The sequence below is a fragment of the Mesorhizobium sp. M7D.F.Ca.US.004.03.1.1 genome (assembly GCF_003998635.1).
In the GTDB taxonomy this organism is placed as follows: Bacteria; Pseudomonadota; Alphaproteobacteria; order Rhizobiales; family Rhizobiaceae; genus Mesorhizobium; species Mesorhizobium loti.
In genome coordinates this window covers 1-5,479 of record NZ_RZQG01000384.1, presented here as the reverse complement: position 1 = coordinate 5,479, position 5,479 = coordinate 1, and the positions used below count along the sequence as shown (strand labels likewise).

Sequence of the window (5,479 nt, the reverse complement as noted above, 5' to 3'; positions counted from 1 at the left end):
CGCTGGCACTGGCACGCCGCAAGCATCCGATGGGTCCCAATTCGCTCGACGCGCTCTGCCGGCGCTACGGCATCGACAACACAAGGCGCACCAAGCACGGCGCCCTGCTCGATTCCGAATTGCTGGCCGAGGTCTATATCGAGCTGATCGGCGGCAAGCAGGCGGCCCTCGTCCTCGACAGCGCCACCGCGCCGGCCCGGGGCAACGAGAATGTCCGCCAGATCGAAATTGTCATCAGCCAGCGGCCGGCACCCTTGCCGCCGCGCCTCACCGAAGCCGAGCGCGGCGCGCATGCCGGCATGGTCGCCACGCTTGGCGAAAAGGCACTGTGGCTGAAGGTTGTCGGGAACTAAAGTACGTTCCGTAGCGATCCTTCGCGCTGTCCCGTCGGCGTCTCAGCTATATCTCTCCGGCGCCCCCCAAAACAAAAACCCGACGCGAGGCCGGGTTTTTCACAATTCGTGGCTGGCAGGCCTCAGCTCACCTTGACCTTGGTGGCCGCCTGGTCTTCGGCCAGCTTCTGCTGGAACATCTGCGCGAAATCGATCGGGTCGAGCATCAGCGGCGGGAAGCCGCCGTTGCGGGTTGCCTCGGCTATGATCTGGCGGGCGAACGGGAACAAAAGGCGCGGGCATTCGATGAACAGGATCGGCAGCATGTGCTCCTGCGGGAAGCCGCTGATGGCGAACACGCCGCCATAGACCAGCTCGACATTGAACAGCACTTCCTGATCGAAGGACGCCTTGGCGTTCAGCGTCAGGTTGACGTCGAACTGCTTGTCGGAGAGCGGGTTGGCGTTGACGTTGACGTTGATGGCGATGCCGGGCGCCTTGTCGCGGCCACGCAGCGAATTCGGCGCGCCGGGGCTTTCGAAGGAAAGGTCCTTCACATACTGCGCCAGCACGTTGAGCGACGGCTGCGCCGCATTGCCGTTTCCGTTGGCTGCGCCGACCGGCGCGTCATCTTTGCTGGCCATAAGCCTTGTCCTCTTGCCTGGGCAGCGTCGCTGACCGAATTGAAATCGGGCGTTCGCTACCATGGCGGGGATGACAAGACAAGGTTTGCCGCCTTGCGGTAGTGGTAGCGCCACATTTGAATTTCCGCTTTCGGTCTTATGGCATCAAAGTGCTATTGTTCGCGTCGCCGAGGGTCCAGATGATCACACCTAAAAAATTGACGGCCAAGCTGCGGTCGGTACCTGAAGCCAAGTCCATCTTCGACAAGATGGCTGAGTTGCCCCTTTGGGATGCCGCATACCTTCTCCTGAGATCCGAATTTTTGCTCAATATGATTGAGTTCGATGCCAGACTTCGCAACGTGCCTTTCGTCGACGATCCTGCCGTGCCGGCTAAGCCGCTTATCGGCCCGCGCCGTACCATATTGAGATTCAACCCGCATGAAATGATGGTCCTTCGACTGAAGGCAGCCCACCCCAACGCAACCAACGCGCGTCTCCTGGAAGCCATCGAGGCAGCCCGCGAGTTGCAAAGCCAAAAAGCATGGAAACTGATGATGGACGCCGATTTCTCCAGGGCGCGCTCAGCGACCACTTTGCAAGAGGAATGGCCTGGTTTCGAACAGAAGACCTATGAGTTGGCCTATCATGATTTTCGAGTGGCGAACCGATGATGCTGCCTCTTGGAGGGCGGCGTCCCTACTCGTCCTTGAGGCGACGCCAGGGCGAGTTGTGGTCCGGACCGCGCGCATAGTCGTCGCTGCGCGAATAATCGCCGTCATCGAGGTCGATGGTCTTGTCGCGTTGCCGGCCGCGGAAGCCGCCGGTCGAGAAATTGGTGGCCAGCACGACGCGGCCCTTCAACGCCCGCCAGGCAAGGTCGCGGATCGGCGGCAGGAACAGCAGCAGGCCGATAATATCCGTGATGAAGCCGGGAATGATCAACAGGATCGCCGCCAGCACGATCATGGCGCCATGCGCCAGTTGCCGGCTTGGATCGCGGCCGGCGTCCATCTCGGTCCGGATCCGCGTCATGACGCTGAAACCCTGATGCCGGAGCAACAGCGCGCCGGCGATACCAGACGCCAGCACCAGGCCGACCGTCGCCAAGGCGCCGACCTGGCGTCCGACAACCACGAAGCCGGCGATTTCCAGCAGAGGAAGTGCCAGGAGAAAAAGCGGAAGGAACGGAATGCGCAAGTCTTGCCAACCTTTTTCGATCGTTTTGGCTGTTTCGATTGTTTTGGCCGTCGGCGAGCAATCGCCGCTGGCACTGAGGCTGTTAGATAGGTATGCCTGCCTTTGATTTGAATGATTGCGCCTTGCGTTCTATATGCTTTGAATGTTGAACGCTATGCGACCGCGGCCATTGGGCCTGACGGTCCGGCCACAAGGCAGGGATTGATTGGCGGAAGATATGGGATTCTTCGACTTCGGCACGATTTTCTTCCTGATTGCGGCGGTGGTCATCTTTTTCCAGCTGCGCAATGTGCTGGGCCGTCGTACCGGCAGCGAACGGCCGCCCTTCGATCCCTACACGGCGGCCCGCAGCGACAAGGATGCCGCGCAGAAATCCGAAAATGTCGTTTCGCTGCCGCGCAAGCGTCTGCCGGGTGAGCCGGCGGCGGCCGACACCTATGCGGCGATCGACGCTTTTGCCAAGCCCGACACCGACCTCAACAAGGGCCTGCGCACGATCAAAGACAACGACCCGTCCTTCGAGCCGAAGGGTTTTGTCGACGGCGCCAAGATGGCCTACGAGATGATCGTCATGGCCTATGCCGACGGCGACCGCAAAACGCTGAAGAACCTGTTGTCGCGCGAGGTTTTTGACGGCTTTGTCGCCGCGATTGGCGAGCGCGAGGCCAAGGCGGAAAAGATCCAGTCCTCCTTCGTCGGCATCGACAAGGCCGACATCGTCTCGGCCGAGATGAAGGGCGGCGAGGCGCATGTCACGCTGCGCATCATCAGCGAGCTCATTTCGGCGACCCGCGACAAGGCCGGCGCCGTCATCGACGGCGATCCGGAAACTGTCGCTGAGGTCAAGGATGTCTGGACCTTCGCCCGCGACACGCGCTCGCGCGATCCGAACTGGAAGCTCGTCGCCACCGAGGAAGAAGACTGAGTTCGGATACGCGGCGAGGCTCCGGTGTCGCTATCGTCCCTCTTTGTCGGAAAATCTTTCGCTGACCTCCCCGGCTGGGAGGACGACGACCATCTGGCGGCCTTCGAAGCCTTTCGCCGCTCGGCCTTTCATGTCCTGACCAGACCCTATCGCAGCGGTGCGCTCGGCGTCGACTTCGACGCCTTTGCCGAATCCTACGCCGAGGCCCGTTCCGTTTCGCCGACGAATCGGCCGCCATTTCTAGATCGAAAGGGAGCCCGGTCCTTCTTCGAGCGCCATTTTGTCCCGGCGCACATCCGCGCCGAGAATGGCGTCGCCGGCCTCGTCACCGGCTTCTACGAGCCCGTGGTCGAAGCCTCGCCGGTGCGAACGGGCCGTTTTTCGGTGCCGCTGCTGTCGCGCCCCGCCGATCTCGTCGATATCGACGACGCCAACCGGCCGTCTGGAATGGATTCGTATCTCGCTTTCGCGCGGCAGACGCCGGACGGGCCGGTCGCCTATTTCGATCGCGGCGCGATCGAGCGCGGCGCGCTTGATGGCAAGGGCCTGGAAATCGCCTGGCTGGCCGACAAGGTCGATGCCTTCTTCATTCACGTGCAAGGTGCTGCACGACTAAACATGACCGACGGCCGGCTTGCCCGCGTCACCTATGCCGCCAAATCCGGCCAGCGCTTTACCGGGCCCGGCAAGATCCTGAGCGAGATGGGCGAGATCCCGCTGACGGAGGTGACGATGCAGTCGATCCGCGCCTGGTTCAAGGCGCACCCCGACCGCATCGACGAGATCCTGTGGCAGAACCGCTCCTACATTTTCTTCCGCGAGGCCGATGTCGAGGACGCGGCCCTTGGCCCGATCGCCGCCGCCAAGGTGCCGCTGACACCGGGCCGCTCCATTGCCGTCGACCGCCTGCTGCACACATTCGGCACGCCGTTCTACATCGACGCCCCGACACTGACCGCTTTCGACGCAGAACCGTTCCGGCGCCTGATGATCGCGCAGGACACCGGTTCGGCCATCACCGGGCCGGCGCGGGGTGATCTCTTCGCCGGCTCCGGCGACGCGGCCGGCGAGATCGCCGGCGTGGTGCGCAATGCGGCCGATTTTTATGCGCTTGTGCCGCGCGTGCTCTTTCCGGGTGCGAATCGATGACCCGGCGCCCAGACAAATTGAGCGAAGACGACCGGGTTCTGTGGAACCTGGTCGCGCGCACGGCCAAGCCGCTCAAAGGCAGGACTGCAGTCGACGTCCCCGAAATTGCTGCCGAAGCCAAGCCAAGTCAGTCGCAGCCCGCGCTGGCCGCTACCAACGCCGCAGGGACCGCAAAGCCGAAGGCTCAGCATGTCACGCACCGCCTCGACGAGCCGACGCTGGATAAACTGTCGAAAGGCCGGCTGCCCATCGAGGGCCGCGTCGACCTGCACGGCATGACGCAGGACGAGGCCTATTCGCTGCTGTTTTCGTTCCTGCACCGGGCGCATGCCGGCGGCATCCGCTATGTCCTGGTCATCACCGGCAAGGGCTCGTCTTCCGGTGGCGATGGCGTCTTGCGGCGCGCCGTACCCGCCTGGCTGTCGACGCCTGCCTTCCGGCCGCTTGTCTCCAGCCACGACCATGCCGCGCGCAACCATGGCGGTTCGGGCGCGCTTTATATCCGGCTGCGGCGGGTGCGTTCATGACCCCGTTCGGCGAGAAGCTGCGGACGCTCAGAAGCGAACGCCGTGTCAGCCAGAAGGACATGGCGGCGGCGATCGGCGTCAGCGCCGCCTATCTGTCGGCGCTGGAACATGGCAGGCGCGGCGCGCCGACCTGGACGCTGATCCAGAAGATCATCGGCTATTTCAACATCATCTGGGACGACGCCGAGGAGCTGGCGCGGCTGGCCGAAGCCTCGCACCCGCGCGTCAAGCTCGACACGTCGGGTCTGAACCCGGCTGCCACCGAGCTGGCCAATCTCCTGGCCGAGAACATCGAAAAACTCGACGAAGCGGAGCTTCGCCGCATCACCGCATCGATCCGCGCGGCGCTCGGCCGGCGGCCATAACTCGCCGGCTCGTGCCAGGGGCCTGAGTTCCCCTAGTGGCGCCGGCGTTCACTTCACCTGAAGAGCCCGCCGGCGGTCAACAGTGATCATTTCTTGCCGGCCGTGCCGCCATTGTTTCCCCGGCCACCTTTGTCGCTATGGTCGTGGCCATTGTTTCCGCCGCCCAGGCAGTCCGACGCCCCGGCAGCGCTGCAACAACGGCCAGCCCAGAGGTCGTTGAGGTTGGTTTTGGCACAGCTGGTGGTCTGATCTGCCATAGCGGATCCGGCTAGGCTCGACACCGCGATAGCGGCGAGAAGGGTGTTTCGCAGAAAAGCAGTCATCTGAAGTCTCCATGGTTGGTTTCGGTTCACGGCCT

General features: G+C 63.1%; 8 protein-coding genes and 1 pseudogene. 6 read left to right on the top strand and 3 right to left on the bottom strand.

Features of this window, described 5'->3' with window-relative positions; translation table 11 throughout:
- Window positions 1-353, top strand: a pseudogene (locus tag EN935_RS20550) (DNA polymerase III subunit epsilon); the annotation flags it as partial.
- A 122-nt stretch (window positions 354-475) separates the two neighbouring features.
- Here EN935_RS20550 and secB read toward each other — a convergent pair.
- Window positions 476-976 (bottom strand): protein-export chaperone SecB, encoded by a 501-nt coding sequence (gene secB / locus EN935_RS20545; protein ID WP_109663564.1) that lies wholly within the window; start codon window positions 974-976, stop codon window positions 476-478.
- 179 nt (window positions 977-1,155) lie between these two features.
- Here secB and EN935_RS20540 point away from each other — a divergent pair, with 179 nt between their 5' ends.
- Window positions 1,156-1,629 carry a hypothetical protein gene (locus EN935_RS20540; RefSeq protein ID WP_127262307.1) on the top strand — a complete coding sequence of 158 codons (474 nt, stop codon included), beginning with the start codon at window positions 1,156-1,158 and terminating at the stop codon, window positions 1,627-1,629.
- A 25-nt stretch (window positions 1,630-1,654) separates the two neighbouring features.
- On the opposite strand, the gene EN935_RS20535 is transcribed toward EN935_RS20540, so the two are convergent.
- Complete coding sequence (locus EN935_RS20535; protein WP_126066998.1) at window positions 1,655-2,155, bottom strand: FxsA family protein; 501 nt, start codon at window positions 2,153-2,155, stop codon at window positions 1,655-1,657.
- 217 nt (window positions 2,156-2,372) lie between these two features.
- Here EN935_RS20535 and EN935_RS20530 point away from each other — a divergent pair, with 217 nt between their 5' ends.
- The 4 genes from EN935_RS20530 to EN935_RS20515 are packed head-to-tail and all read left to right on the top strand — an operon-like array spanning window position 2,373 to window position 5,121.
- Complete coding sequence (locus tag EN935_RS20530; protein ID WP_109663559.1) at window positions 2,373-3,080, top strand: Tim44/TimA family putative adaptor protein; 708 nt, start codon at window positions 2,373-2,375, stop codon at window positions 3,078-3,080.
- Window positions 3,081-3,104: 24 nt separating this feature from the next.
- Window positions 3,105-4,229, top strand: a complete 1,125-nt coding sequence (locus tag EN935_RS20525; RefSeq protein WP_127262306.1) for a murein transglycosylase A — start codon at window positions 3,105-3,107, stop codon at window positions 4,227-4,229.
- Window positions 4,226-4,756: a Smr/MutS family protein gene (locus EN935_RS20520; RefSeq protein ID WP_109663556.1), complete on the top strand. Its 531-nt coding sequence runs from the start codon at window positions 4,226-4,228 to the stop codon at window positions 4,754-4,756. The genes EN935_RS20525 and EN935_RS20520 overlap by 4 nt, the downstream gene beginning before the upstream one ends.
- Entirely contained in the window at window positions 4,753-5,121 is a 369-nt protein-coding gene (locus EN935_RS20515; RefSeq protein WP_109663555.1) for a helix-turn-helix transcriptional regulator, read from the top strand. Before EN935_RS20520 ends, EN935_RS20515 begins: the two co-directional genes overlap by 4 nt.
- Window positions 5,122-5,207: 86 nt before the next feature.
- On the opposite strand, the gene EN935_RS20510 is transcribed toward EN935_RS20515, so the two are convergent.
- A partial coding sequence (locus EN935_RS20510) for a hypothetical protein (RefSeq protein WP_245489011.1) occupies window positions 5,208-5,479 on the bottom strand: 272 nt, incomplete at its 5' end.